Here is a 23544-nt window from a genome sequence, read left to right as displayed (position 1 = left end):
CATGGCGCCAGCGAGCGTTTGCAGTGCAGCAGCTTTGCGCTAAAGGGGCGCATTCTTTCACGAACAGGACTGCTCGATCATGGCGCAATCCGGGCGAAGGCCGCTTTCCCCGCACCTCACCATCTGGAAGTGGGGCCCGCATATGCTTCTTTCCATCCTCCACCGGGTGACGGGGGATGGCATGGCGATTCTGGGGGGCCTCGGCCTGACCTGGTGGCTGTATGCGGCGGCGAGCGGACCCGCAGCCTATGCGAACTTCCAATATTATGTCTGGCAAGCTGATGCGGGCGATCTGGCTGGCCTGATTGCCAATGTGATCGCGCGCATCGTGCTGATCGGCCTGACCTGGGCCTTCTTCCAGCACATGCTCTCGGGCCTGCGCCATCTGGTGATGGACATGGGCGCGGGCTTTGAGCTGACGGCGAACAAGCGGTGGTCGAAGGTCATTCTCGCCGCCTCGGCGCTGGCGACTGTGGCCTTCTGGGCGTGGATCTTCGTGGGGAGGGCATTCTGATGGGCAGCGGAACCAGACTGGGCCGCGTGCGTGGCCTCGGCTCGGCACGGAGCGGCACGCATCACTGGATCGCCCAGCGCTTCACGGCGATCGGCAATCTGCTGCTGGTGAGCTGGCTGCTGGCCAGCCTGGCGCTGCTTCCGGCGCATGATCATGCGGCCATCACCGGCTGGCTGACCCAGCCCATCGTCGCGGTGCCGATGATGCTGATGATTGTCAGCGTTTTCTATCACATCCGCCTCGGTCTTCAGGTGCTTATCGAGGATTATGTGCATGATGAGGGGTTGAAGTTCGCCACGCTCATCCTGCTGCACTTCTTCGTCATCGGCTGCGCCGCGGTCAGCCTGTTCTCTGTCGCGAAAATCGCCTTGGCCGGAGGGGCGCTCTAATCATGACGCAAGCCTATAAGATCATCGATCACACCTATGACGCCGTCGTCGTCGGCGCCGGCGGCTCGGGCCTGCGCGCCACCATGGGTATTGCCGAAAGCGGCCTCAAGACCGCCTGCATCACCAAGGTGTTCCCGACCCGCAGCCACACCGTCGCTGCGCAAGGCGGCATCGCGGCGAGCCTCGGCAATATGGGGCCGGATCACTGGACCTGGCACATGTACGATACGGTCAAGGGCTCGGACTGGCTCGGCGACCAGGACGCCATCGAATATATGGTGCGTGAGGCGCCGGCGGCCGTTTACGAACTGGAACATGCCGGCGTGCCGTTCAGCCGCACGCAGGAAGGCAAGATCTACCAGCGCCCGTTCGGCGGCATGATGCAGAATATGGGCGAAGGCCCGCCGGCCCAGCGCACCTGCGCGGCGGCGGATCGTACCGGCCATGCCATGCTGCACGCGCTCTACCAGCAGAGCCTGAAGTATGACGCTGACTTCTTCATCGAATATTTCGCGCTCGACCTGATCATGGAAGACACGCCGGACGGCCCCGTCTGCCGTGGCGTCATCGCCCTCTGCATGGACGATGGCACGATCCATCGCTTCCGCGCCCATTGCGTCGTGCTCGCTACGGGCGGCTATGGCCGGGCCTATTTCTCGGCCACCAGCGCCCACACCTGCACGGGTGACGGTGGCGCCATGGTGCTGCGCGCCGGCCTGCCGCTGCAGGATTTGGAGTTCGTCCAGTTCCACCCGACCGGCATTTACGGCGCGGGCGTGCTCATCACCGAGGGCGCGCGCGGCGAGGGCGGCTATCTCACCAACTCGGAAGGCGAGCGCTTCATGGAGCGCTATGCCCCCTCCGCCAAGGATCTCGCCTCGCGCGACGTCGTCTCGCGGTCCATGGCGATGGAAATCCGCGAGGGCCGCGGCGTCGGCGCGAACAAGGATCATATCCACCTGCACCTCGATCATATCGATCCCAAGGTGCTGGCCGAGCGCCTGCCGGGCATTACCGAGAGCGGCAAGATCTTCGCGGGCGTCGACCTGACCCGTCAGCCGCTGCCGGTGGTGCCGACCGTCCACTATAATATGGGCGGCATCCCGACCAATTATCATGGCGAGGTCGTCACCCGGAAGGGCGACAATCCCGACCATGTCGTGCCCGGCCTGTTCGCGGTCGGCGAGGCTGCCTGCGTCTCGGTGCACGGCGCCAATCGCCTCGGCTCAAACAGTCTGATCGATCTCGTGGTGTTCGGCCGCGCGACCGGCAAGCGCATCGCCGAGATCGTGAAGCCCGATACGCCGCACAAGCCGCTGCCCAAGAGCGGCGACGAGCTGGCGCTGGGTCGCCTCGATCATTTCCGCAATGCCAAGGGCGGCACGCCCACGGCGCAGATCCGCCTCGACATGCAGCGCACGATGCAGGCCCATGCCGCCGTGTTCCGCACCGAGGAGCTGATGGCGGAAGGTGTCGAAAAGCTTGGCAAGATCTACGAGGGCATGACGGACATCGGCATCACCGATCGCTCGCTCATCTGGAACAGCGATCTCGTCGAGACGCTGGAGCTGGATAACCTCATTTCGCAGGCCAGCGTCACCATTCACGGCGCGATTGCGCGCAAGGAAAGCCGCGGCGCCCATGCGCGCGAGGATTATGCCGATCGCGACGATGCCAACTGGATGAAGCACACCCTGGGCTGGTTCGAGGGCTGGGGCGGCAAGGGCGGCAGCGTGAAGCTCGATAGCCGCCCGGTGCACGACTATACGCTGACCGACGACATCGACTATATCGCGCCGAAGAAGCGCGTTTACTGATCGGGCTCCATCGCGATGGGGCACCACCAGAGCGTCCCGCGCGATGTGGCTCCGGCAGGCGTTTTCAGCTTGGTCGTCGGGGGATCGTCAGTCGTCTGACGATAGTCGGGCTGGCCAGAGCAGGGGCGGCCAGCGCCCCTACCTGGCTGTCATAGCCCTGGCGCTCAGGTCGCTGCGGAAGCGAGTGCCTGCTTGATGCGCAACTTCTCTTTCTTGAGGGTGGCGAGCCGGTAACTGTCCGGCGCAGGACGGGTAATCTCGTCCTTGATCCGGGCCTCCAGCCCGGCATGCTTGGCGTGCAGTGCGGAAACGTGGCTTGTGTCCATCATGTCCTCCTTGGCCATTGCTTCAATGGAGGTTCAGTAGATCACCAATCGCGCGCCCTGTCTCTCGCAATTGCGCGAAGCTGCGATAAATCGAGACCCGTCATGCGGTGTCACGTTCTTTCGTTAAACATTCTTTCTGTGGGCAGACAGAAGCTTGCGGGCGCACGAAAGAAAAGTCGCTAACCACCTTCTTTTGTTGCGCAGTTGCGCATTGCCGCGCCAAGGGTGCCCTGCCATGTAGGCGTGCCGTTCAGAACTGGGGGCGAATCGGTGTTATCGATCGAGGAAATCGAGCAGCGGCTGGAAGCCTTGCGTGTCGAGCATCGCGATCTCGACTGCGCGATTGCGGCTTTGGGTCAGCTTTCCTTGCCCGACCAGCTCCAGCTTGCCCGCCTCAAGAAGCGCAAGCTGCGCCTGCGCGACGAGATCACCATGCTGGAAAACAGCCTGATTCCCGACATTATCGCCTGACCGCCCACCGGTATAAGCGGCCGCCGGATCAACGGGCACACCCATCCAGATGGTATATTGAAGGTTAATCGACCTGACGTTCCGCCCGGCTTGTGGCAGCACAAGCTCATGAACGACTCGATGCCCCCGCACGTGCTTGACCGTCAGCTTGTCGACGCCCTGTATGTCGATGCCATGGTGCTGGCTGATGAGGCGCGCTCTTATTTCGATGATCGCGCCGAGGAGCATCGTCAGTCGCTGGGTCGCATCGGCTGGGTCGATTTCTCCTGCGAATCGATCAAGGTGACGACGCGGCTGATGCACGTCATCGCGTGGCTGCTCACGCAGCGCGCGATCTTCAACGGCGAGATGCGCGAATCTGTGCGGGAGGAGGAGCGCTATCGGCTTGGCCCAGCCGCCCTCACGCCGCTCGATGTCTCCTGCCAGTTCAACGCAGAGATGCGCGCGCTCATCGCCAGCTCCGAGGAGCTTTATGCGCGGGTGGCCCGCCTCGAGCGACAGTTCCTGGCCCGCAGGTCCCGCTTGTCGGCGATGCCGATCAATCCGGCGCATGTTCTGCTGACGCGGCTTGAACGGGCCTTCTGAGCCGTCCGGCCGGACAGCCCGCCGCAAAACGGTGCGTCACGCGCGAATGCCGCTTGCAGTCCTGCGACAAGCTCATAGACAGGCCTGATGCTGCGGCGATCGCGTTTGGGCAGGTGTTCCCGTGCAGGTGGGACTTTCATGGCGATCCTGCTGGCGGCGCAGGGCGCGCTGACGTGCGACCGCGCGCTGGCGCAAACGTCGCCCGGTCAAGCCACCCCATCGCCCGACGCCGCGCAGGACGCGCTCGATCTCGATGACATGCCCGACATCGGCCTCGACTGGCCGGACCTCGATCAGTCGGGGGAAACTCTGGCAGTGGAGGGCAGTGACGCCGGAGGAGAGGCCGAGCCCGCGCTAGCTGGCGGGCAGGGGACAGCAACGCCTGCAACGCAAGCGCCCGCCGGCACTGAGCCGGACCCCCTAGGCGGCACGGCGGGCGAAGCGGCAGCCCTTGCTGCGCTCGACCCCACCCAGCCGCTGCGTTATCAGCTCAATCTTGAAGGGCTGGATGATGCTGCCGATCCCATGTTCTACAGCCGGTTCGATGCACTATCGGCGCTGCGGACGGGGGAAGGTGACCGGGCGAGCATCGCGCAGATCCGGCGCCGGGCGCAAACCGACGAAGAACTGCTCGAAGATCTGCTGCGCACCCGGGGCTATTATGAGGGCCGGAGCCGCGCGCGCTTTGGGGTGAGTGGAGCGAGTGACCCCTATGTCCGCGTCGCGCTGCGCGCCGTCCCCGGGCAGCGCTTCGCCCTGAGCGCGGTGGAGGTGTTCGGGCTGGACGGGACGATGGCGGACGGCAAGCCGCTGCGCTCGCTCTTTCCTGTGAAGGTAGGAGACCCTGCCGACACCGATACCATATTGGCCGCGACAAGCGCGCTGCGTGTCAGCCTCGAAGAGGGCGGCTATCCATTTGCGCAGGTGCGCGAGCCGGTGCTCACTGTCGACCATCAGCAGCGTCAGGCCCTACTCAGCCTCAACGCCGATACCGGTGACTTTCTTCGCTTCGGCTCAATCCGTGTGAATGAGGGCGCGCCGTTCGATGCGCGGCACGTGGCCGTCATCAGCCGCTTTTCTCCGGGCGACCCGTTCAAGCAAAGTGAACTCACCGATCTCAACCGGGCCATCGTCGCGACCGGGCTGGTCTCCCAGCTCACCATCACGCCCGAAGCGCGGCCGGACCGCGAGGCGGTGGACATCGTCGTGAACATGACTCGCGCGCCGCCACGGACGATCGCCGGGGAAATCGGTTATGGCACGGGCGAAGGCGCGCGCGTGGAAGTGCGCTGGCAGCACCGCAATCTGGTGCCGCCGGAAGGGGCGGTGACGCTGCGCGGCGTGATCGGTACCCAGGAACAGAGCGCGTCCGCGATCTTCCGGCGCAACAATCTGTGGCAGCGCGATCAGGCTCTCAATGGCGAGCTCAGCATCGCCAATGTCGATCAGCCGGCTTATGACGCGCTGACCGCCGGCATCGCCGCGAGCCTGGAAAAGCACACCAACCTGATTTTCCAGAAGGAATGGACCTGGTCCGCCGGCCTTGAGCTGCGCGTCAGCGACGAGCGGCGCCTATATGAGGGGTCGCCCGATCCGGTGCGACGCCGCTATCTCATTCTCGCCCTGCCGACGAGCCTGACCCATGATGGCAGCGACGATCTGCTCGATCCGCGCAAGGGCTTCCGCCTCGGCGGGCGCCTGTCTCCCGAACTGTCCCTGCAGGATGGCGCGTTCGGCTATGTCCGCGCGCAGATCGATGGCAGCACCTATATTCCGGTCGGCGAGCGGCTGACCATTGCCGGGCGCGCGCGTCTCGGCACCATCGTCGGCGCGTCGGCCGACCGCATCGCGCCGACGCGGCGCTTCTACGCCGGCGGCGGCGCCTCCGTGCGTGGCTATGCCTATCAGGCCATTGGCCCGCGCGACCTCAATAACGATCCGGTGGGCGGGCGCAGCCTTGGCGAAATCTCGCTGGAAGCGCGCTATCGCTTCGGCAGTCTCAACCAGTTCGGCATCGTGCCGTTCATCGATGCCGGGACGATTTCGCCCGATCCCCTGCCGACGATCCGCGAGATGCGTGTCGGCGCGGGCCTTGGATTTCGCTATTACAGCAACTTCGGGCCGATCCGGATCGATGTCGGCACCCCACTCAATCCGCAACCGGGTGACTCGCGCATCGGCGTCTATGTGTCGCTGGGGCAGGCCTTCTGATGGCCGCGCAAGACGAGCCCCTGCCGGAGGGTGCGTCGGAGCAGGCGCTGCCGCCGCCCCGCCGCAAGCGCTCGCTGCTGCGCTCGGGGTTCAGCCTCTCGGTCATCCTTCTCATTGTGGCGCTGGTGGTGGCGCTCTGGGGTGGGGTGCGCTGGCTGGATAGCGAGGGTGGCCATCGCTTCATCATCCGCAAGATCGCGCAGTGGGAGGCGACCTCCGGCCTGCGTATCACCGTGGGCGCCATTGAGGGGCGCGTCTTCAACGACATGGTGCTGCGCGATGTGCGCTTTTTCGATACGCAAGGGCAGTTCGCCAGGGTCGATCGCGCCGATGTGAGCTGGTATCCGCTCGGCTGGCTCTCCAACCGGCTCGATCTTGATCGGCTGCACATCCATTCGGCCGACCTTTCCCGCCGGCCCGCGCTCAAGCCCTCCACCTCGCCCAAGCAGCCGCTGCTGCCGGGGTTCGACATTCGGCTGGCGGACCTGCGGGTGGACAGGCTGGGCATCGGCCCGGCGGTGCTGGGTGAGGCGCACGTCGTCCGCGCAATCGGCAATGCCGATGTGCGCTCCGGTCGCGCGGTCATCGATCTTCTGGCGAGCGCGCCGCGCACGGGCGATGTGCTGCGTCTTGCGCTGGACAGCCGGCCCGATGATGGCCGGTTCGATCTCGATGCGATTGTCGTCGGGCCACAGGGCGGCGTGATCGCGGGCACCCTGGATGCGCAGCAACCGGTGTCGCTTCGCATCCATGGCGATGGCGATTGGCGCCGCTGGAAGGGCCGGCTGACGGCGCTGACCGCCAATCGCCTCACCGCGAACGTCGCACTGACCGCAGTGGAGGGGCGCTATCAGGCGAAGGGGCCGCTGGCGTTGCTCGGCCCACTCGAACCGCTGACCGTGCTGGGCAGCCAGCAGGCGCAGATCGAGACGGACGTGCGGTTCGACAATCGGCTGCTCTCGGGCACCGCCTCATTGGCGATGCCGGCCGCCAAGCTGACCGCCAATGGCGGCGTGGATTTCGGCCGCAATCGATTTGATGAGCTGCGCGTTTCGGCGGTGGTCGCACGGCCCGGCCAGTTGGCGAAGGGCGTCGCGGGCCAGTCCGTCAATCTGCGCGCCCGGCTGTCCGGCGCATTCGATGCGATGGAGGTGGGGTATCTGCTGACCTCTGCCGAGCTGCGGCAGGGCGGGTTGGCGCTTCGCAACATCCGTCTGGAAGGCGAGGGCCGGCTGAACGGCCCGCGCGGACGCTTTCCCATCCGGCTGACGGCGCAGGCACTGACTGTCGGCCAGCGCGCCGTGGATGAGCGGCTGCGCAATCTGGTGATTCAGAGCGTGCTGCTGAAGAATGGCGATGATCTGCGCATGGATCGCTCGGACGTGCGGGCCAGCGGTTTTCGCGGGCAGATCGAGGGGCAAGGCAATCTCGGCTCTGGGAGCTATCTCGCGAGTTTTCGCGGCGGTCTGAATGGACTGGAGATTGCCGGCCTGGGTCGGCTCGATCTCGATGCCGTGCTGCGGCTGGCCCGGCCGCCGCAAGGGCAGAGCAGCTTTTCCGGCACGGCCCGCGCGACGATGCGGCGGCTCGACAATCGCTTCCTGCTTGGCCTTGGGGAGGGGCTGCCGATCATCACCAGTCAGGTCGGGCTGGCGCCGGGCGGCGGCATCGCGTTGCGCGATCTGCGGCTGGTGGCGCCCGCGCTCACCCTTGTCGGCCAAGGGCGGATCGACGGCGCTGGCCAGCTCGATCTGCGCGGGCAGGGCGAGCATCGCGATTACGGTCCCCTGCAACTGGCGCTCGCTGGGAAGCCGGATCGCCCCCGGGTCGACATCACCCTTGCGCGCCCGCTGCCGGCAGTTGGCCTCGCCAATGTCCACGCGCTGCTGACCCCGGACGATCAGGGCTATGCCATGACGGTCGAGGGCGGCTCGATGTTCGGCACCTTCGCCGCGACCGGCGCGATCCTGCTGCCGCGCGGTGGCGCCGCGACGATCTCGGTGGCGGATCTGGGCGTGAGCGGCGTCACGGTGCGCGGCGATCTCGTGCCGGTGGACGGCGGCTTGCAGGGCGCCCTGTCGCTTTCCGGTCCCGCCGAGGGCGCGGTGACGCTGGGCATGGTCGATGGCGTGCAGCGCATCGGCTTCGATGTCGATCTGAGCGGGGCCAACTTCACAGGCTCGCCGGGCATCGTCATCAATCGTGGCTCGCTGGAGGGCGAAGCGCTGCTCCGTCCTGGCGCGGTGACGATCAACGCCAATGCGCAGGGTCGCGGCGTCCGCGTGGGCGGCGTGCGGATCGGGCGGTTCGCCGGCGCGCTGAAGCTGGTCAATGGCGAAGGAACGGCCACCGTCTCCATGAACGCGCGGACGGGGCGCAGCTTCGATCTGCAGGCCCGGGCCGGCATCGCGCCGAACCGGATCAGCATCGATGTGGATGGCTCGTTGGATGAATCGGCGATCCGGCTCGACCGAACGGCGGTGCTCAGCCGGGAACTGGATGGCTGGCGTCTGGCGCCGGCGACCGTGCGAATGCAACGCGGCGCCCTGCGTCTCTCCGGCTTCCTCGGCGCAACGCGCACGGAGTTGAACGCCACAATGCAGGCCGTGCCGCTGCTGCTGCTCGATCTGGCCAATGACGACCTGGGATTGGGTGGCACCATGGACGGCACGGCGCATTATGTCGCGCCGGTCGACGGGCCGCCGACCGGCAAGCTCAACCTGCGCGTCAAGGGCCTCACTCGCTCTGGCCTGGCGCTCAGCTCAGCGCCGATCGATATGGGCCTTAATGCCGAGCTGGATACGCGCCGGCTGGCAGCCCGCGCCGTGGTGGCGCGTGGCGGCAAGGTGGTCGGCCGCGCGCAGGCGCTGGTGACGCCGCTCGGCAGTGGGTCGCTGAGCCAGCGGCTGTTCCGCTCGCCCCTGCAGGCCCAGTTCCGCTATGCCGGCGATGCCGACACGCTCTGGCGGCTCACCAATGTCGAGATCGTTTCGCTGGGCGGCGATCTGCGCCTCTCCGCCAGTGCTGGCGGCACCTTGTCCGATCCTCGGATCGAGGGGACGCTCTCCACGCGCAATGGCCGCATCACCAGCCCGGTGACCGGCATGGTGATCCGCGATGTGCAGGCGAACGGTCGGTTCAACGGATCCCAACTGTCGATACCTGACCTTCAGGGCCGGGCCGGCAGCGGCAAGGTTACCGGTACGGCCGTGTTCGATCTCTCCGCCGAGCGCGGCATCGGCATGGATATCGCGCTGCAGGCAGATCGCGCAGTGCTGATGGACCGCGACGATGTTGGTGCGACGGTCACCGGGCCCCTACGCATCGTCTCCTCCGGCAGCGGGGGCACCATTTCGGGCAATCTGGAGGCCGTCTCCAGCCGGTTTACGCTCGGGCGCGCCAGTTCGTCGACGGAAATTCCGCGTCTGCGTCTGGTGGAGATCAACCGCTCGGGCGATCAGGTGGAGCGGACGCGGGCCGATGCGCCCTGGCGGCTCGACATTGCCGCCAAGGCGCCGCGCGGCCTTATCGTCGAAGGGCTGGGGATGCAGAGCGAATGGTCGGCCGATCTCAAGATCGGCGGGCTGGCGACCGCGCCGGCCTTCTCCGGCGTGGCGACGCTGACGCGCGGCACCTATGATTTCGCGGGGCGCCGGTTCGATCTGCAGGAGGGCCGTCTGACCTTTACCGGCAGCACGCCGGTCAATCCGCGCCTCGATATCCGCGCGGTCGCGGACGTGCAGGATCTGAGCGCGACGATCAACGTCACCGGCACCAGCATGCGGCCGATCATCGCCTTCTCCAGCATTCCAGCGATGGCGCAGGATGAACTGCTCTCCCGCCTGCTGTTCGGCACCTCCATCGCCAATCTCTCGGCACCTGAAGCGTTGCAGCTCGCCTCGGCCGTGGCGGCCTTCCAGGGCGGGGGTGGCGGTCTCGACCCGATCAACGCCGTCCGCCGCGCGACCGGCCTCTCGCGGCTGCGCGTGCTGGCGGCCGATACCACCACGGGTCGGCAAACGTCCATTGCCGCCGGCAAGAACATCGGCGATCATCTCTATGTCGAGCTGATTACGGATGGGCAGGGCTATAGCGCCACCAGCATCGAATATCAGATCACCCGCTGGCTGGCCTTGATCTCGACGGTCTCCACTATCGGCCGGCAGAGCGCTGCGGCGCGGATCTCCAAGGATTATTGAGCCGGGACTGGCGTGGTCAGTCGCCGGCGCCAACTTCCGTTGCGGAACCAGTAGAGGCAGAGCAACGCCGCCGCGACATTGGCAATCGGGTAGCTCCACCAGATGCCCGCGATGCCCCAGGGGCTGGCATAAGCGATCAGATAGGCCGCCGGCATTTGGAACCCCCATTGCATGATGATCGAGATGATCATGGAGTGGCTCGGGCTGCCGGCGCCTCGGAACGCGCCGAGCAACGCTTGCGGCACGGTGAGCACGCCCAGAAAGGGGAAGTAGACATAGGCGAAGGTCGAGGCGAGGGCGATCACATCCGGTTCGCCCGGCGCCAGCGTGGCCATCATCGCTGGCACGAATGGCAGGTTCATGAGGCCGATGAGCGTCATGCCGCAAAAGCCGAGCCAGGCCGAGAGGCGCGCAGCCTGCTCCGCGCGCTCGGTGAGGCCGGCGCCGACATTCTGGCCGACCACGGCTGCGGTGGCGATGGAGAGGCCGAGCATGGGCGTAAACCAGAAGAACAGCGGCCGCGTCCCCACGCCATAAGCAGCAAGGCCGAGCGTGCCGAAGCTGGCGGCCAGAGCCATGAGCAGCACCGAGCTGAACGTGCGGATCGCCTGCTCAATGGAGGCCGGCAGGCCAAGGCCAAGCGCCAGGCGGATATGCGACCAGTCCGGCCGGAAATGCCGCGCCCGCACATGCAGGACGGATCGGCCGGAGAGCATGTGGTGGAGCAACACCAGCAGCGCGCCGATCTGCACGATTACCGTCGCCAGCGCGGCCCCGGCAATACCCAGCGTGGGAAACGGCCCGATGCCGAAGATCAGCAGCGGATCGATCAGTGCATTGGCGATGACGCTGCCGATCTGCACGCGCATAGCAAAGCGCACCTCACCGGCTGACTGTAACATCGCCTGCATGGCCATGAAGCCAAACATCGGCACCATGCCCAGGAAGCGGATGTGCAGATACTCGGTTGCCTGCGCGTGGATTGCCGGCTCCACGCCAATGAGGGTGAGCACGGCCGACGCCGAGAAGGCGCCCGCGAGCGTGAAGGCCAGCGCGACGATGCCGACCATCAAAAGGGTCTGCGCCGCGACATGATCGAGCGCTTCCATCCGCCGCGCGCCCATATTCTGCGCGATCAGCACCGCGCCTGCGGTCGACAGGCCGGAACCCAGGCCGATCAGCACGAAGAACAGCGGCCCGCTGGCGGTCACAGCGGCAATCGCGGCCTCGCCGAGCCGCCCCACCCAGAAGGCATTGACAATATCGAAGCTGGCCTGCGCGAGATTGGTGACGGTGATCGGCCAGGCTACGCGCAGCAGCACCGTGAGCAGCCGCCCTTCCGTCATCGAGACGCTTCTGCCGCTCATTGTCGCGCGATCCTCCCCCAGCTTCGCTCAGGGGTAGAGAGCGGCCCTGCGGATGACAAGCGACGATGATTCGCGCGCCCTATGCGTGAAGTCGGCGTGGGTCATCGGCATTCACCCACAACAAAAGGCCCGGGATCTTTCGATCCCGGGCCTTCCGTTTCGCTTAATCCTGGGGATCAGGAGCTGTAGTACATGTCGAACTCGACCGGGCTGGGCGCCATTTCCCAGCGGTACACTTCCGGCCACTTCAGCTCGATATAGGCGTCGATCTGGTCCTTGGAGAACACGTCGCCCTTGAGCAGGAAGTCATGGTCGGCTTCCAGGCTGTTCAGCGCTTCACGCAGCGAGGCGCAAACCGTCGGAACCTGGCTCAGCTCCTCGGGCGGCAGATCGTAGAGGTTCTTGTCCATCGCCTCGCCGGGGTGGATCTTGTTCTCGATGCCGTCGAGACCGGCCATCAGCAGCGCGGCGTAGCACAGATAGGGGTTGGCCATCGCGTCCGGGAAGCGGAACTCGACGCGCTTCGCCTTGGCGCCCGAACCGTAAGGAATACGGCAGGAGGCCGAGCGGTTGCGAGCCGAATAGGCCAGCAGCACGGGCGCCTCGAAACCGGGGACCAAGCGCTTGTAGCTGTTGGTCGTCGGGTTGGTGAAGGCGTTGAGGGCCTTGGCGTGCTTGATGACGCCGCCGATGAAGTACAGGCACATGTCGGACAGGCCGGCATAGCCGTTACCGGCGAACAGCGGATTGCCCTTGTCCCAGATCGAGATGTGGGTGTGCATGCCGGAGCCGTTGTCCTGCGCGATCGGCTTGGGCATGAACGTGGCGCTCTTGCCATAGGCTTGGGCGACCATCATCACGACATACTTGTAGATCTGCATGCGGTCAGCGGTGGTGACGAGCGTGCCGAAGGTGAGGCCCAGCTCGTGCTGCGCGGCGGCCACCTCATGGTGGTGCTTGTCGCAAGGGAGGCCCATTTCGAGCATGGTCGTGACCATCTCGGCGCGGATGTCCGTGCAGGGATCGACCGGCGCGACGGGGAAGTAGCCGCCCTTGGCGCGCGGACGGTGGCCGAGGTTGCCGGCCTCATATTCGCGGCCGGTGTTGGTGGGCAGCTCGATGTCGTCGATCTTGTAGAAGGACTCGTTGTAGTCCGTGTTGAAGCGGACGTCGTCGAACATGAAGAACTCGGCTTCCGGGCCGACATACACAGTGTCGCCGAAACCGGCGGCCTTTACATATGCCTCGGCGCGCACGGCGGTCGAGCGCGGATCGCGACCGTAGAGTTCGCCGCTCGAGGGCTCGACGATGTTGCAGAACAGGATCATCATGGGCGTCGCGCTGAACGGATCGACATAGACCGCGTCCAGATCGGGCTTCAGGATCATGTCGGACTCGTTGATGGCCTTCCAGCCCTCGATGGAGCTGCCGTCGAACATGAGGCCTTCCTCAAGCTCGTCCTCGCCCAGCACACCGGCGCACATGGTCAGGTGCTGCCACTTGCCCTTGGGATCGGTAAAGCGCAGATCGACCCATTCGATCTCCTTTTCCTCGATCATCTTGAGGATGTCTTTGGGCGTATTGGCCATGAGGATGTTACCTTCTCTTTGGTCTGAGTTGTTGCGGGTCTTCGGTCAGCGAACGGAAACGGTCAGATGGCAGCTTCGTCGAGCTCGCCGGTACGGATGCGCACGGCCTTTTCGACGGGGATGACGAAGATCTTGCCGTCGCCGATGCGGCCCGTCTGTGCGGCGCTGGAGATGGCATCGACCACGCGATCGACGATTTCGTCCGCCACCACCACTTCGAGCTTCACCTTCGGCAGGAAGTCCACGACATATTCGGCGCCGCGATAAAGCTCGGTGTGACCCTTCTGTCGCCCGAAGCCCTTCGCCTCCGTGACGGTGATTCCGGATACGCCGACTTCGTGCAGCGCTTCCTTCACATCATCCAGCTTGAACGGCTTGATGATTGCTTCCACCTTCTTCATGTCAAACGCACCCCTTTGTTTCGCGGTTTGATTGCGGACCGCGACATGCTGCCCGGACGATTTCGACCCGGGCGACATGCGCGACTGCGCAGGAAATCGGACGCTACAGCGCCCGTTCGCGAATCACCAGCGAAGCATTGGACACTTTGCGACGACTTGTCGATATTGCCCGGATTTCGGGCATTTTGGGCAGCGGTTGCCCAAATAATAGGCACCGATCTGCGCCTATTGAAACACGAGCACCGGATAGCGACCAGCTTCAATAAGGCGGGCGGTGCAAACCCTTGGGGCTGAGCGTGAAAATCTCGCAGCCATCCTCGGTAATGCCGATCGAATGCTCGAACTGCGCCGAGAGCGAGCGGTCGCGCGTGACCGCCGTCCAGCCATCCTCGAGCATTTTCACCGTCGGCTTGCCGGCATTGATCATCGGCTCGATGGTGAAGATCATGCCCGGCCGCAATTCGGGGCCGGTGCCGGGCCGCCCGACATGGATGACCTCGGGCGCGTCATGGAACACCCGGCCGAGGCCGTGGCCGCAGAAATCCCGCACCACGCCATAGCGATGCCGCTCGGCATAGCTCTGGATTGCATGACCGATGTCGCCGAGATGATTGCCAGGCTTGGCCTGCTCGATGCCCAGCATCAGGCAGTCATAGGTCACGTCGACCAGGCGCCGCGCCTTCACCGGTACATCGCCGACCAGGTACATGCGGCTGGTATCGCCATGCCAGCCCTCGACCAGCGGGGTGACGTCGATGTTGACGATGTCGCCGTCCTTGAGCGGCTTGTCGCCCGGCATCCCGTGGCAGATCACATTGTTGAGGCTGATGCAGCAGCTATAGGCATAGCCGTGATAGCCCAGTGTCGCGGGCACGGCGCCGGCATCCAGCATCATCTGGCGGATGAAATCATCGATGTCGGAGGTCTTCGCGCCCGGCACGACCAGTGGTACGATCGCATCGAGAATCTGGGCGGCCAGCCGCCCCGCCTTGCGCATTCCGGCAAAGCCCTCCGGGCCATGCAGCTTGATGGCGGAGGTGCGGACGTTCTGGGTTTCGGCGGTCGGCGTGAGATAGGTCGTCATCCGCTCCATATAGGGGGAGGCGTGCGGAAAGGCGATAGGCTTGCCAGGGGAAGGGGGACGCAATGCAGGACGCTGCCGAAATAGCCGGAGGGGACCTCAGCGGAGGCTGCGCGTGCGGCGCGGCGCGCTATCGCGTTTCGCGCGCGCCGATCTTCGTGAACAACTGCCACTGCCGGCGCTGCCAGGTGCAGACGGGATCGACATCGGTCGTCAACATGTTCGTGGAGGCCGAAAGCGTGGACCTCTTGAGCGGAACGCTCAGCGAGCATGTCGTGAAGGCAGGCAGTGGCGGCGACCACATAATCTGCCGTTGCACTGCATGCGGCACGGCGCTCTGGAGCTATTATCCCCGGCTGGGCAGGCTCGGCGCGGGGGTGCGGGTCGGCACGCTGGACGACCCTGCGCGGGTGAAGCTGGACGCAGTGATCTTCATCGCCAGCAAAATGCCATGGACGGCGCTGCCCGAGGATATCCCGTGCTTTGAGGCTACCTACAACCCGGTGGAACTCCTCCCGCCCGACCGTTTCTCGCGCCTTGAGGCGCTCATCGCCCAGCGCGCGGCTGGCGGCGGATGACGGCGCCGGGCAGAAATTTTCCGGTCTCGCTTGGCGCGATGCGGCGCCGGGTCTAAAGCCGGGCGATGAGCGAACGCATCTGGACTGCCGCCCTTCTCGTGATCGGCGACGAGATTCTTTCTGGTCGCACGCAGGACCGCAATGTGGCGCAGATCGGCACCTGGCTGAACGTGCAGGGCATCCGCCTGCGGGAAGTGCGCGTGGTGGGCGATGATGCGGCGGCGATCGGCGAGGCAGTGAATATTCTGCGCGCCCGCAACGATTATCTCTTCACCACCGGCGGCATCGGCCCCACGCATGACGATATCACCGTCGATTCCATTGCGGCTGCCTTGGGCGTGCCCGTGGTCGTCCATCCCGAAGCGCGTGCAATTCTGGAAGCCTATTACGCCTCGCGCGGTGGCATCAACGAGGCGCGGCTGCGCATGGCGCGCGTGCCGGAGGGCGCCGCGCTGATCCCGAATCATTATTCCGGCGCCCCGGGTATCCAGGTCGGCAACATCTTCATCATGGCCGGTGTGCCGCACATCACAGCAGGCATGCTCGCGGAACTGACCGGCAAGCTGGAGGGCGGCGCGCCGCTGCTCTCGCGGACGATCGGCTGCAATGTCGCCGAAAGCGAAATTGCCGATCAGCTCGCCCAGATCGAGCGGCGGCACGAGGGGTGCCAGATCGGCAGCTATCCCTTCTTCCGCGAAGGCAAGGTCGGGGCCAATTTCGTAGTCCGCGCCACCGATCAGGCGCGGCTCGACGCCTGCGTGCACGATCTCAACGCGGCGCTGGTCGCGGCGGGTTTTCAGCCGGTCGACGGCGGTATCTGACACACAGAGGGCGGCCCGCGCCTGGCGGTGATGCGGGGGCGTGCTCTATCCCGCATATTCCGTCGCGCGAACGAACATCCGCACGAGACGCTGGCGAAGGGCCTGACGCTGGTCGAAATTGTCGATGGTAGCGGCGCGCGCGAGATCCCCGCAACGCCCCGAGAACTGCACTGCCCCGGCATCCTCGGCGCAGCGCGCGAGCCAGCCGGCCGATGTGGCAACGGCGCGGTCATGGATCGTCAGCGCGCGGGTGCAGAGTGCTGGCATGTCGTCGGTGCAGCCCATCGCGAAGGCCAGATAAGCGATATAGTCGGGCGCCCACAAATCGTCGGAGACGCCCATCGCATCAGCGTCGGGAATGTCGTCCGCAAGGATTTCGCAGCCATTTCCGTCGATGAACGGGCTGTCATTGTGGAGGAAGCAGGCGCGGGACAGGATGTTGAACGCCCTGTCCAACTGTGGTTGGCCGGCGAGGCCCCTGCGGTAGATGATCCCCAGATATTTGCAGGCATAGGGGCCGATCCCGATGTCGGATGAATCGCAGACGCGCGCCATTTTCTCCTTCGCGGCGCCATAGTCCCGCAGCGTGCTGTTCAGAAAATAGATCTTCCCGGCCTCATAGCAGCCGCCCACTTGAAAACCCGCGTCGCAGGATGCTTCATAGGCGGCGAGGGCGGCGCGTGCATCGCCCCGCCGTTCCGCCGTGACGCCCGCCTGCCAGCAACTGTCGACGTTCGAGTCTTTCACGCAGGCAGCGGAAGACGGCTCGCCCCCGGAGGAGGCCTGCGCCGGCTGGGCAGTCGCTGCGCTCGAGAGAAACATCGCGCCGATCATCATGACGAGGGCTGCCAGCGCTGATCGCATTCTTTGTCTCCCGAGCCGACGAATGGGCCGCATCAGTCAGGAAGCGGCCATCACACGCTGCATCTGCCGACCTCCGCAGCGTGGATCAAGCGCAGTGGAGCGGCTACCCCCAAATGCATCGGGCGAGCGGGAAAATCCAACCGGTTCGGTGGCTTAATGCTGGCAGGAATGTCTGAAGGCTGGAGCGGGTGAGGGGAATCGAACCCCCGTCGTCAGCTTGGGAAGCTGCTGCTCTACCATTGAGCTACACCCGCTAATCAGGCGTTTCGCGCTGATCAGGCCGTCCCTGTTGCATCGTTTTGGCAACCGCGGCGGCGGCGACGCCTATGGCATAGGCTCATCACAGCGTCAATTTGCGAACGACGCGGGTCGGCGCCTGACACTGCGGCTCGTGAAACGCATGAGCAGCCAAGTTGCAGTCGCGAAAGGTCGGGCTTGAACGGTATCAACTTCGCTGAGAATCGACCGGCTGCTTGCCGGCTGCTCTGTTAGCAATACCGAAACATCCGAAGTCGACCTCAGCCAAGTTGCTTTCCCGTTTGATCAAGACGAGCGCTCTGTGCACCGCGACCATCTTGCGACGTCCCTCGACGAGATTTGATAGAGCGGCAGACATATCATCCAACAGCTTTTGAAAGCGCGCCGGCTCAATCACCGTGGTACGTTTGGTTTCGAGGATACTTGTCGTCAGCCGCGCCAGATCGAGCAGGGCCAGGTCCGTACTGTTGAAGGCGGTTTCGATGTCGGCCGCAATGGTGCGACCGCCGGCTTCAGAAATGTCCATAAACCCTCCGAGATGCAGATGTACCCGGTGACGCCGCCAGTGTTAGCCTGGGAACCTTTTCTCGCAAGTGTGCTGCCAGCTCCAGCGGGCGGGAACCCTCACGGATTGGCGGCGTTGGTTCAATTGGTCTGGCATGTGGCGGCGGGGATGCTGCTCAACTCCTCCTGGGACCTTTTCGGGGAAGTATAATCGTCACGAATATCCCTTATTGTGGCGCACCACCGGACCCGAGCCTGCTGCTCCTTAGCTGGAACTTCGATCCCTGGTTGTTGGCCGCCATGCTGGGCGGGACGATCCTGCTGCTCGCGACCGTCGGGCGACAGCGGCCCGGACTCGTCGCCGCCGGTTGCGGCATCATGCTGATCGCCTTCGTGTCGCCGCTCTGTGCGCTCGCAAGCGCATTGTTCTCCGCGAGAACCGTGCACCACATTCTGCTGGTTGCCTGCGCGGCGCCGGTCTTTGCGCTTCTTCTGCCGCGCGGGCGCTCCGGCAGCGCGGCGCTGCCCTTCGCCGCATCCACGGGCGCGCTCTGGCTTTGGCACATTCCCGCTTTCTACACGGCGGCGCTCAATGATCATGCCCTGTACTGGCTGATGCAGATTTCCCTGCTCGGCACCGCCATCTGGTTCTGGCACGCGATACTCTCGGCGCGCGCGGCATGGCCGGCGGCGATGGTCACGCTTGCCGCCGGGGTCGGGCAGATGGGGCTGCTGGGTGCGCTGATCACCTTCGCGCCGCGCGTGCTCTATCCACATCACCGCATCGCGCCCCTCGCTTATGGGATCGATCCCTTGCACGATCAGCAGCTTGCCGGGTTGATCATGTGGGTGCCGGCGATGCTGCCTTATGCCGTGATCGCCGGATTGATCGCGCGGCGCGCCTGGAGCGATGGCTGGCGGTGGAAGCCCGCGTGACAGCATGGATCCCGCTCATCAAAGGATTGCACATCGCCGCGATCCTGTTGTGGGCTGCCGGCCTGATCGCCTTGCCGCTGCTGTTGGCGCAGCATGAGCGCGGGCAGGGCCAGCAGGCGTATCAGCGCATCCGCCGGTTCTCCCATTATGGGTATACCCATTTGCTGACGCCGGCTGCGGTGGTCGCGGTTTCGGCCGGCACGGCGCTGCTGTTCCTGCGCGAAGTGTTCGTGCCCTGGATGTTCGCCAAGCTGCTGTTTGTGGGGCTGCTGGTCGGGCTGCACGCCTGGATCGGCAATCTCGTCGTGCGGATGGGCGAGCATGGCAATCAGCGCCAGCCCTCGCCGATCCTGCCGCTCGTGCTGCTCGCCCTCCTTCTGTGCGCGGCGATCTTTGCGATCGTGCTGAGCAAGCCTTCTCTCGACCTGACCATGCCGGACTGGCTGACGACGCCGCGCGGCCGTCAATTGCCGGTCGACGAGGTGCCGATTTGATAGTCAAACACCAGCTTGCCGCCATGCCACCCGGCAAAGGCCACGAAAATGGCCGACAGCACGGAGAGCAGCAGGCCATAAGGGAGCACGGCGGATTCATAGCCGGACAGCCGATAGCCCCAATTGGCGCCGAGGACGGACAGCAAGGTGATCGCGACGATGAAGTGCGTCCAGCTTGCCGCACGAGCGCGAATACCCGGCACGCTAAGCAGCTCGACCGTTCCGGAAAGGCCGGCGAGCAGGCCCATCAGAAAGGCCATGCCGGTGCTCCACAGCGCCGCGCGCGCCCAGAAGCCGTCTCCGGTCCACCAGTAGAAGAGATCGGCGCCGAGCGCGCAGGCCGCAAGGCCGATCGGGAACGAGACCAGCATGGCGTGAACGGGGTGACCGGACACCGCGATTTTCGATTCCGCGTCATCGAACGAGGGGTTCGCGCTGATCGGGTCGGTCAGCGCATCCTCGCGCTGTTCGGTGCTGGGCATGGCCGTCCTTTACGCTGTCTGCGCTCTCGGGTCATAATGCCCGGCGCGGCGTTTTTCTCCAGCGGCTGTGCCGGCCGTTACTCGACGCTGGAGCCCGCAGGGCCTGCAGCGGATGCCATCGCATCGTTATGGTGGGTCATGCTGGCCGGGGCGGTGGCGATCCTTGTGCTGGTCTGCGCGCTGCTCGCGCTCGCCTTTCGACGCGGCTCACTGGAGCGCCCGACCTCGTTCAAGCGGTGGATCATCGGCGGCGGGCTCATCTTCCCGTCCGTCGTTCTCGTCGCGCTGCTGGCTTATGGTCTGGTCATTGGCGAGCGGCTGCTGCCGCGCAACGATGCGCAGATCCTGCGCATCGTTGCCGAAGCGAGCCGATGGCAGTGGACCTTCACGCAGCCCGGTCGCACCGGCGGTGTCGTCACGCAGGATGTGCTCAACATTCCCGCCGGCCAGCCGGTTGATGTCGAACTGCGGACGCTCGACGTCATTCACGCTTTCTGGGTGCCGCGTCTCGCGGGCAAGATGGATGCCATTCCCGGCCACCGCAATGTCCTGCGCATCGAGGCCAGCGTGCCGGGCGTCTATCATGGCCTGTGCGCCGAGTTTTGCGGCCCCGGGCACACGGGTCACGCTTTCCGCGTCGTCGCGCATGATCCAGCGGGCTGGGCGCGCTTTGTTGCGGGGGAGGGGCAGTGAAGGCGCTCCAGCTTCATCGTGCCCTAGAGCGCATCTGGGGAACGCCGCGCGGCTGGCGGGGCACCATCTCGACGGTCAATCACAGCGTGATCGGCGTGCGGTTGATGGTGACCGCCTTCATTTTCTTCCTGATCGGCGGCCTGCTGGCGATGCTGATCCGCGCCCAGTTGGCGACGCCGGGCAGCACCTTCGTCGGGCCGGATATCTACAACCAGCTGTTCACGATGCATGGCAGCATCATGATGTTCCTGTTCGCGATTCCCATGTTCGAAGGGTTCGCGATGTACATGCTCCCCAAGATGCTGGGTGCGCGCGATCTCGCCTTCCCGCGCATCACCGCCTATGGCTGGTGGTGCTATCTGTTCGGCGGCACGATGCTGATCGTGGCGATGCTGTTGGGCGTCGCGCCCGATGCCGGCTGGTTCATGTACACGCCGCTCTCGTCCAAACCCTATTCGCCGGGCATCAATTCCGACTTCTGGCTGCTTGGCATCACCTTTGTTGAGATTTCCGCGATGGTGACGGCGGTCGATATCGTCGTCTCGATCCTCAAATTGCGGGCGCCCGGCATGTCGCTGGATCGGATGCCGCTATTCGCCTGGTACATGCTGGTGACGGCGCTGATGATGCTGATCGGCTTCCCGCCGCTCATCCTCGGCTCGATCCTGCTCGAACTGGAACGTGCGTTCGGCTGGCCATTCTTCGATGCGGCGCGGGGCGGGGACTCCCTGCTGTGGCAGCACCTCTTCTGGCTGTTCGGCCACCCGGAGGTCTACATCATCTTCCTGCCGGCCGCCGGCGCGATCTCGACCATCCTGCCGGTCATGGCGCGGACCCGTATCCTTGGATATGGCTGGATCGTGGCGGCGATCCTCGCGCTCGGCTTTCTGAGTTTCGGGCTGTGGGTGCATCACATGTTCACCGTCGGCATTCCCCATATGGCGCTGGCTTTCTTCTCCGCCGCCTCGACCCTGGTGGCGGTGCCGACCGGGGTGCAGATCTTTGCCTGGCTGGGCACGCTATGGGCCGGCCGACCGCAAATGAAGCTGCCGATGCTGTACCTGATCGGCTTCTTTGTCACCTTCGTGATGGGCGGGCTGACCGGCGTGATGGTCGCCATGGTGCCGTTCAACTGGCAGGCGCATGACAGCGCCTTCGTCACCGCGCATCTCCATTATGTGCTGTTCGGCGGCTTCGTCTTCCCGATGCTGGCGGCGGCCTATTACTGGCTCGGGCATTTTACGGGGCGGCAGTATAGCTACACGCTCGGCAAGGCGGCCTTCTGGCTGATCTTCACCGGCTTTCACCTGACCTTTTTCCTGATGCATCTGGTGGGCCTGCTCGGCCAGCCCCGCCGCATCGACAGCTATCCCGAGGGGCTCGGCTGGACGGGCTATAATCTGCTCTCGTCGGTCGGCGGCTTCGTGATGGCGACCGGCGTGGCGCTGTTCGTCATCGATATCGCGCTGCAGATCTTCCACGCGCCGCGCACCCGCCGCAACCCGTGGAATGCGGGGACGCTGGAATGGGCGATGATGCTGCCGCCGCCATCCTACAACATCGCGAGCCTGCCCCATGTCGATGACCGCGAGCCGCTCGAAAAGGCGCCCGACCTTGCGCTTTCGCTGGCGCGCGGGGAGGGCTATCTCGCCGAGCCGCGCCATGGTTGGCGCGAGACGCTGGCCGTGGACACGGCAAGCGGGCGGGTGGAGCACATCGTCGTCCTGCCGGGCAACACGACGCTGCCTTTGTGGACGGCGATGGTCACCGGCAGCTTCTTCCTGCTGATGCTGTTCAAGCTCTACATCTTGGCGCCGGTGCCGCTCATCCTGCTGGCGGCGCTTGGCTGGCGCTGGGCGTGGCTCCTTGGCGATAAGCAGGTTCGCGGCGCGCTGCCCATCGGACATGGGGTCGAGGCGCCGCCCCATGCCGAGATAGGCGGATCGCCCGGCTGGTGGGGCAGCGTGTTCCTGCTGTTCGCCAATGGCACCTTCTTCGGCGCGCTCCTGTTCGGCCATGCCTTTCTCTGGATCATCGCCCCGAACTGGCCCCCGCCGGCGCTCGTCCTGCCTTCCCTCCCGATTTTGCTGGCAGGGCTCGCGGGGGCGGGAGTGACCACGCTGTTCGGCCGCCGCTTGCGCCATGTTGCCATTGCCGGGAGTGGGCTGGCGACGTTGCTGGCTGCGTTGATCGTGACGGCCTGGCTGCTGGCCCCCGCGCCCACGCTGCATGCTTATGGGGCGGTGGTGGCCGTGCTGCTCGGCTACGCCATGTTGCATGCGGCACTCGCTCTGTTGATCGGCCTGTTCGTCTGGCAACGGCGTCGGGCAGGATTTGTGGCCGCTACCCATGGTGCCGAGCCCAGGATCGCGCGGCTCTGGGCGGATTATGCCATTGCCGTCTGCGCCATCACGCTCATGTGCACCCATCTTCCCGGACTGCTGGCATGACTGCGCTGTTCAGAGCGATGGCAGGGCTGATCGCCTGGGCGGCGGCATTCGCGCTGCTATATGCCGTGCAGGGCCTCGCCTGCGCCTGGGGCTGGGACGATGCCGGCCTCGCCAGCGTGAGCGCCGCGCGGGTGGTGCTGGTGGTCATCTACCTGGTTTCGGTCGGCGCGGCGGCATGGCTATGCTGGGTCTTTCGGCCCCGCTCCGGTCGCATGGACCTGCTCACCTGGCTGGCCTTTGCCAGCGCCGTCACCGGTCTGGTCAGCATTTTGTATACCGGCATTCCGGTCCTCACCGCGACCATCTGCACGTGAGGGCTCGCCCTCACGGGAGAAGGCCGCCGCCGGACGCGCTCTCGACGCTGGCCCCTCAGGGCGACCTTGATCGAGCCGGACATTCGCCGGGCTGATCTGGAAATCCGTGACTTTTCCGACCTTCAGCGCGTGACAAGCGCGCGAAACGCCTCCTATGGTGGGCCTGCTCCGTAACAAGCGATCAGTGCAGGCATCGCTGG

Annotated in this window: 22 protein-coding genes and 1 tRNA gene; 14 read left to right on the top strand and 9 right to left on the bottom strand. The window is 65.2% G+C overall.

All coding sequences use genetic code 11. The features are described 5' to 3' along the window. Positions 1 to 79: 79 nt before the first annotated feature. Genes sdhC through sdhA form a run of 3 tightly spaced genes read left to right on the top strand, consistent with a single transcriptional unit; the run spans position 80 to position 2720 of the window. A complete protein-coding gene (sdhC, locus tag M2342_RS13180; RefSeq protein ID WP_264569748.1) occupies positions 80 to 514 on the top strand; it encodes a succinate dehydrogenase, cytochrome b556 subunit in 435 nt (144 codons plus the stop codon). Beyond that, positions 514 to 903 carry a succinate dehydrogenase, hydrophobic membrane anchor protein gene (sdhD, locus tag M2342_RS13175; protein ID WP_181559024.1) on the top strand — a complete coding sequence of 130 codons (390 nt, stop codon included), beginning with the start codon at positions 514 to 516 and terminating at the stop codon, positions 901 to 903. The genes sdhC and sdhD overlap by 1 nt, the downstream gene beginning before the upstream one ends. 2 nt (positions 904 to 905) lie before the next feature. Then, positions 906 to 2720, top strand: a complete 1815-nt coding sequence (gene sdhA / locus M2342_RS13170; RefSeq protein ID WP_264579423.1) for a succinate dehydrogenase flavoprotein subunit — start codon at positions 906 to 908, stop codon at positions 2718 to 2720. 164 nt (positions 2721 to 2884) lie between these two features. Here sdhA and M2342_RS13165 read toward each other — a convergent pair whose 3' ends face one another. Further along, positions 2885 to 3046: a YdcH family protein gene (locus tag M2342_RS13165; protein WP_181561349.1), complete on the bottom strand. Its 162-nt coding sequence runs from the start codon at positions 3044 to 3046 to the stop codon at positions 2885 to 2887. A gap of 270 nt (positions 3047 to 3316) precedes the next feature. Between M2342_RS13165 and M2342_RS13160 the strand changes: the two genes are divergently transcribed. The 4 genes from M2342_RS13160 (at position 3317) to M2342_RS13145 (ending at position 10512) form a co-directional block, all read left to right on the top strand. After that, on the top strand, positions 3317 to 3517 hold the full coding sequence (locus M2342_RS13160; RefSeq protein ID WP_181559026.1) for a YdcH family protein: 201 nt from the start codon (positions 3317 to 3319) through the stop codon (positions 3515 to 3517). A gap of 108 nt (positions 3518 to 3625) precedes the next feature. Next, positions 3626 to 4102, top strand: coding sequence for a DUF1465 family protein (locus M2342_RS13155; protein ID WP_181559027.1), 477 nt, complete (start codon positions 3626 to 3628; stop codon positions 4100 to 4102). A 138-nt stretch (positions 4103 to 4240) separates the two neighbouring features. Then, positions 4241 to 6313, top strand: a complete 2073-nt coding sequence (locus M2342_RS13150; RefSeq protein ID WP_264579422.1) for an autotransporter assembly complex protein TamA — start codon at positions 4241 to 4243, stop codon at positions 6311 to 6313. Continuing rightward, positions 6313 to 10512, top strand: a complete 4200-nt coding sequence (locus M2342_RS13145) for a translocation/assembly module TamB domain-containing protein (RefSeq protein ID WP_264579421.1) — start codon at positions 6313 to 6315, stop codon at positions 10510 to 10512. The genes M2342_RS13150 and M2342_RS13145 overlap by 1 nt, the downstream gene beginning before the upstream one ends. Here M2342_RS13145 and M2342_RS13140 read toward each other — a convergent pair. The 4 genes from M2342_RS13140 to map all read right to left on the bottom strand — a co-directional run bounded on the left by M2342_RS13140 (position 10506) and on the right by map (position 14953). Continuing rightward, on the bottom strand, positions 10506 to 11879 hold the full coding sequence (locus M2342_RS13140; RefSeq protein ID WP_264579420.1) for an MATE family efflux transporter: 1374 nt from the start codon (positions 11877 to 11879) through the stop codon (positions 10506 to 10508). The two genes, M2342_RS13145 and M2342_RS13140, sit on opposite strands and share 7 nt — an antisense overlap. Before the next feature lie 176 nt (positions 11880 to 12055). Then, positions 12056 to 13468 carry a type I glutamate--ammonia ligase gene (gene glnA / locus M2342_RS13135; protein WP_181559031.1) on the bottom strand — a complete coding sequence of 471 codons (1413 nt, stop codon included), beginning with the start codon at positions 13466 to 13468 and terminating at the stop codon, positions 12056 to 12058. Positions 13469 to 13530: 62 nt separating this feature from the next. Further along, entirely contained in the window at positions 13531 to 13869 is a 339-nt protein-coding gene (locus M2342_RS13130) for a P-II family nitrogen regulator (protein ID WP_181559032.1), read from the bottom strand. A gap of 259 nt (positions 13870 to 14128) precedes the next feature. After that, positions 14129 to 14953 carry a type I methionyl aminopeptidase gene (gene map, locus M2342_RS13125; protein WP_264579419.1) on the bottom strand — a complete coding sequence of 275 codons (825 nt, stop codon included), beginning with the start codon at positions 14951 to 14953 and terminating at the stop codon, positions 14129 to 14131. Between the two features lie 62 nt (positions 14954 to 15015). Here map and M2342_RS13120 point away from each other — a divergent pair, with 62 nt between their 5' ends. Both M2342_RS13120 and M2342_RS13115 read left to right on the top strand, forming a co-directional pair. After that, positions 15016 to 15528, top strand: coding sequence for a GFA family protein (locus tag M2342_RS13120; RefSeq protein ID WP_264579418.1), 513 nt, complete (start codon positions 15016 to 15018; stop codon positions 15526 to 15528). 65 nt (positions 15529 to 15593) lie between these two features. After that, the gene (locus M2342_RS13115; protein ID WP_181559035.1) at positions 15594 to 16349 is read left to right on the top strand and encodes a competence/damage-inducible protein A; all 756 of its coding nucleotides are present in this window, start codon (positions 15594 to 15596) and stop codon (positions 16347 to 16349) included. Between the two features lie 45 nt (positions 16350 to 16394). On the opposite strand, the gene M2342_RS13110 is transcribed toward M2342_RS13115, so the two are convergent. The 3 genes from M2342_RS13110 to M2342_RS13100 all read right to left on the bottom strand — a co-directional run bounded on the left by M2342_RS13110 (position 16395) and on the right by M2342_RS13100 (position 17997). Further along, positions 16395 to 17213, bottom strand: coding sequence for a hypothetical protein (locus M2342_RS13110; protein ID WP_264579417.1), 819 nt, complete (start codon positions 17211 to 17213; stop codon positions 16395 to 16397). A gap of 180 nt (positions 17214 to 17393) precedes the next feature. Beyond that, positions 17394 to 17467 (bottom strand) — tRNA-Gly (locus M2342_RS13105). 191 nt (positions 17468 to 17658) lie between these two features. Beyond that, positions 17659 to 17997, bottom strand: coding sequence for a hypothetical protein (locus M2342_RS13100; protein ID WP_264574731.1), 339 nt, complete (start codon positions 17995 to 17997; stop codon positions 17659 to 17661). Positions 17998 to 18275: 278 nt separating this feature from the next. On the opposite strand from M2342_RS13100, the gene M2342_RS13095 reads away from it, so the two are divergent. Next, entirely contained in the window at positions 18276 to 18911 is a 636-nt protein-coding gene (locus M2342_RS13095) for a cytochrome c oxidase assembly protein (protein WP_264579416.1), read from the top strand. After that, positions 18908 to 19405: a CopD family protein gene (locus tag M2342_RS13090; RefSeq protein WP_264579415.1), complete on the top strand. Its 498-nt coding sequence runs from the start codon at positions 18908 to 18910 to the stop codon at positions 19403 to 19405. The genes M2342_RS13095 and M2342_RS13090 overlap by 4 nt, the downstream gene beginning before the upstream one ends. On the opposite strand, the gene M2342_RS13085 is transcribed toward M2342_RS13090, so the two are convergent. After that, positions 19375 to 19887 carry a DUF2231 domain-containing protein gene (locus M2342_RS13085; protein WP_220128507.1) on the bottom strand — a complete coding sequence of 171 codons (513 nt, stop codon included), beginning with the start codon at positions 19885 to 19887 and terminating at the stop codon, positions 19375 to 19377. The genes M2342_RS13090 and M2342_RS13085 overlap by 31 nt on opposite strands. Before the next feature lie 36 nt (positions 19888 to 19923). Between M2342_RS13085 and coxB the strand changes: the two genes are divergently transcribed. From coxB to M2342_RS13070, 3 genes are read left to right on the top strand one after another with little or no spacing between them, the layout of a single operon-like run. Further along, positions 19924 to 20580 carry a cytochrome c oxidase subunit II gene (gene coxB / locus M2342_RS13080; RefSeq protein WP_264579414.1) on the top strand — a complete coding sequence of 219 codons (657 nt, stop codon included), beginning with the start codon at positions 19924 to 19926 and terminating at the stop codon, positions 20578 to 20580. After that, complete coding sequence (gene ctaD, locus M2342_RS13075) at positions 20577 to 23030, top strand: cytochrome c oxidase subunit I (RefSeq protein ID WP_264579413.1); 2454 nt, start codon at positions 20577 to 20579, stop codon at positions 23028 to 23030. Before coxB ends, ctaD begins: the two co-directional genes overlap by 4 nt. Further along, positions 23027 to 23344 (top strand): hypothetical protein, encoded by a 318-nt coding sequence (locus M2342_RS13070; RefSeq protein ID WP_264579412.1) that lies wholly within the window; start codon positions 23027 to 23029, stop codon positions 23342 to 23344. Before ctaD ends, M2342_RS13070 begins: the two co-directional genes overlap by 4 nt. The last annotated feature ends 200 nt before the right edge of the window (positions 23345 to 23544 follow it).

The sequence above is a fragment of the Sphingobium sp. B8D3A genome, assembly GCF_025961995.1.
In the GTDB taxonomy this organism is placed as follows: domain Bacteria; phylum Pseudomonadota; class Alphaproteobacteria; order Sphingomonadales; family Sphingomonadaceae; genus Sphingobium.
Note: the sequence above shows the minus strand (reverse complement) of the source record. Positions and strands in the feature narration are given on the sequence as shown.